At 40.9% G+C, this 3,844-nt stretch carries 2 protein-coding genes; one reads left to right on the forward strand and one right to left on the reverse strand.

Going from position 1 to position 3,844, the window contains the following annotated elements; translation table 11 throughout:
- Window positions 1-107 precede the first annotated feature (107 nt).
- Window positions 108-2,324 carry a S9 family peptidase gene (locus B4G94_RS06200; RefSeq protein WP_286857784.1) on the reverse strand — a complete coding sequence of 739 codons (2,217 nt, stop codon included), beginning with the start codon at window positions 2,322-2,324 and terminating at the stop codon, window positions 108-110.
- 692 nt (window positions 2,325-3,016) lie between these two features.
- Between B4G94_RS06200 and B4G94_RS06205 the strand changes: the two genes are divergently transcribed.
- Window positions 3,017-3,751 (forward strand): SIMPL domain-containing protein, encoded by a 735-nt coding sequence (locus B4G94_RS06205; RefSeq protein ID WP_108632063.1) that lies wholly within the window; start codon window positions 3,017-3,019, stop codon window positions 3,749-3,751.
- The last annotated feature ends 93 nt before the right edge of the window (window positions 3,752-3,844 follow it).

The following is a 3,844-nucleotide window of genomic DNA, read 5'->3' on the forward strand; positions in this document are numbered from 1 at the left end:
GAAAACTGAAATTTTTTTTGATTTTTTTTATAAAATATGTATTTGTGGACAGTTTTTGATTAAAAAAAATAGGTCGATTTAAACAAATCGACCTATTTTGTGTATTTTTAGTTGTAATCCAGTCCCCAGTCTATTCCTTTTAAGGTGGCAGGTACTCCTTTCTTTAGCCAGTTTGGCGCTGGAGCCCCTTTTAGGTAATGATCGAAGAACTGCTGTTCGCGGATCTGTATGTCTTTTCTGTTTTGTCGTTGAATTAAATTATGTTCATCGCCATTATAGTTCAACATCCAGACTGGTTTATTTAGTCTACGCAATGCGGTAAACATTTCGATGCCTTGGTACCAGGGCACGGCTCCGTCGTTGTCGTTGGCCATAATAACGACAGGTGTGTTTACCTTGTTTAAATGGAACAGCGGCGAATTCTCCAAGTACAGTTCAGGTGCTTCCCAAAGGGTTTTTCCGATACGGCTCTGTGTATGCTCATATTGGAATTGACGTGACATATCCGACTGCCAACGTATTCCTCCGTAGGCGGAAGTCATATTGACAACCGGAGCTCCGGTCCATGCTGCAGCATACATATTGGTACGCGTAATCAGATGTGCGACCTGATAGCCGCCCCAGCTTTGTCCCTGAATGCCCATTTTGGTGCTATCGACCCAAGAGTTCTGCGCTAAATAGCGCATGCCCGAATTGATATATTCCTCCGCTGATTTTCCCGGATGTCCGGTTTCGTAGCTGATATTCGGCGCAAATACCAAATATTCGTTGCTCACAAAGTAAGGGATATTTAGCCGCGAAGGAGTAGGGGCCGGTGGTTGGTAGGTATAGAGACCGTCTGAAAGCTTCTCATAGAAATAAGCAATGATCGGATATTTCTTTGCTGGATTAAAATTCTCCGGTTTGTAAAGAATACCTTCAGCCTGATGACCTGCCGGTGTGGTCCAATGCACGAGTTCGGCCGTACCCCAATTGTAGTTTGCCTGTTGCTTATTGATATCCGACAGCTGCAATTCGTCTTTGAACTTAATACTATTGATATAGATATTCGGTGAACTGACATAATCTTCTTTTGTGTAAAGAACGGTTTGTTGGTCAGCGGAGGCATTTATATTTTTAAATGCCTTTGGTTCAACAAAAAGGCTTTTTGGGTCGTTGTGCTGACCTTTAAACTGATAAAAACCAGATTCCTTTGTTTTGTTGTCGAATGATGCCAGGAATCCACCTTTTTTATAATCCAATGTCAATGGCTGATCGCGGTCTTCTTCACGTCGCAGTGGCAGATAACGTAATGTTGTTTGGGAAGCGGCGCCATAACCGTTGGTGAGTATGGATTTATTGCCCCCGTCAAGTGTAAAATACCAGATGTCGTAGCGTGAGTTGACATAGATCCCTTTATAATCAGGGCTCCAGGCAGCCATGCCATAGCCTTGTGCCGGTGTAGGCATGTCGTTCTCCTCATCTGCAAAAGATGCTGGAATGCCTTCATTTAATACGGTCTTTTTCTTCGAACTGATCTGGTACGAATTCCAGGTTCCTTTTTCTTCGTCAAAATAAACGACATATTTTGCATCTGGACTTAAGGTAGCATTTCCCGAAAAGTTAGAAAGAATAAGCTCACGTTGACCATTTCGTGTGGAAACCAGGTAGATATCCTCTTTTGTGCCTCCTTTCCACTGACTTTCGATCCGCTTGCCAAAATCTGTACGTGCCAAAACATATTCTGCATTTCCATCCGGTGTAAGCGTTGTTGCATTGAAGGTTTCATCCGTTAGCGGAATAACAGTACGATTGTTCTTGGGATAGGTGACCGCTAAAAAATTTTTGGAAAGGTCTTTTTTGAGGTTAACCAATTGCATAGGCTGTAAGTAGTCATCCTGCCAGCCCCATACATCGACTTTAGCATGTTCAAAATCGACTAATGTGGTGTCTTTGACACGCGGTATCGGGGCAATGCCGAAGAAAAGTTTTTCGCCATTTTTGCTGAAGCGGATATTCCCATCGCCGCTGACGGCCCAGTTTTTAGGAATGCCCGTACTATTTTTGGTTGCTAGGTACTGTGCTGTATCTATACCGTTGGTATAATAATACAGATTATAGTTTTTAACCAGCGCCTTTTCCTTGGAGAGATCTCCCAAATAAGCCAATTGATTACCTGTCTCATCAAAACTAAAGTTTTTGTATTCACCTTTGCCCGTTGATATTTTCTTCAGATTTTTAGTAGCTATGTCATACAGATAAACACCAGACTCTTTAGATAAGCTGTCTTTCGCATCCGTTTTCTTTGAAAAGACGNNGTTTTGTTCCGTTTTTGTTCCATTCATATTGATCTACCAAAGAGAATTGGACTGAATCGCCGGAATTGAGGTCATATAAAGCTAGTGTCGCTACTGTTTTCTTCTTTTTATCGGCGGTATTTTTTTTATTTTGAGTAGAATCTGCCGGATTTTTGGATGAGTCTGATTTTTCGCTCGCCTGTTTGTCAAAAAGGAAGGAAACAAAATTGTTGTTTTGCTCAGCAATCTTAAAGGACTTGACTGATCCAAATTTGACAAGGGAGGAACTGGTTAAATTATAGATTGCCAGGGAATCTTTGGGAAAATCCTCCGGTTTTTTCTTTTTGATTTTAGCCTCGCGTGTTGCAGTAAACGGTGCTTTGATGAGACTGATCAAATGATTTTCTGTATCGGTCAGTTTCCCATTGTAGCCTCGCGGAATCTGGACCAAGTCTTTGTTTTCTTTCGTTTTCAAATAGAGTTGGCTATCGCCTTCTTGCGGAGCAACCTGAAAGAGGACAAATTTGCCGGATTTACTGATATAGGGAGATGATACGCTTTGCCAGCTATCATATACCGTATGATCCAACGGTTTCTTTTGTGCATGGACAGCTAAAGTAGCAAGAAAACAGAATGGGATACAGATATTTTTCTTATTCATGTTTAAATTCTTTTGTCGCAATTTATCTATAAAAAATAAAAAATCGACGATTTTTTGGTATATTCATTGNNAACTGGTTATGAAATCATCATCTATTATTGTTTCTGTCATTGTGGGCGTCGTTGTGCTGCTGACCGCATGGATATTGGGCAATGCTTATCGGTATAAATTTAAATCAACACAGACGATTACGGTAAATGGCAATGCAAAGAAGGACTTTGAATCAGATTTGGTAAAATGGAATGCCACATTTAGCAGAAAGAATTTCGAATTAAGTGCTGCTTCGGCCCAATTGGCAACCGACCGTGACTTGGTACGCGATTTTTTAGTACAGCAAGGGATCAAGGTAGGTGAGATTCGTTTTGAAGCCGTGAATATCGCCAAAGACTTTGAATACCATACCGATGGGAAGGGCAATGGGTATAATACCTTTTCAGGTTATACATTGTCACAAACCGTAAGTGTGGAGTCCAAAGACCTGAATAAGGTGGACAATGCTTCCAGGGAAATATCGACATTGATTTCAAAAGGAATAGAGCTGAGCTCAAGCACACCGAACTATTATTACTCAAAGCTGGAAGACCTAAAGTTGGAACTTATTTCCCAAGCTTCAAAAAACGCCCATCAGCGCGCGGATAATATTGCCAAAGAATCGAATGCGGGATTAGGTAGTCTGGTAAAGGCTGATCTGGGAATTTTCCAGATAACAGGTCAAAATGATAACGAAGAATACTCGTCCGGAGGTGCTTTTAACACAACTTCGCGGAAGAAAACAGCGAATATAACGGTTAAGGCGAGCTTTTTGAGTAATTAATGAAAAATTATTTGACTGTATTTCAGTGGACTATTGATTTCGGTGGGAAATTTGTTTAAAAAGTTTTCTCTTTTTCAATAAAAAACCTACTTT

The sequence above is a fragment of the Sphingobacterium sp. UBA7625 genome (assembly GCF_002484085.1).
In the GTDB taxonomy this organism is placed as follows: Bacteria; Bacteroidota; Bacteroidia; order Sphingobacteriales; family Sphingobacteriaceae; genus Sphingobacterium; species Sphingobacterium athyrii.

What these genes read in the sequence shown, in the direction of transcription:
- B4G94_RS06205 (WP_108632063.1), top strand. Translation starts at nt 3,017, where the DNA reads ATGAAATCATCATCTATTATTGTTTCTGTCATTGTGGGCGTCGTTGTG.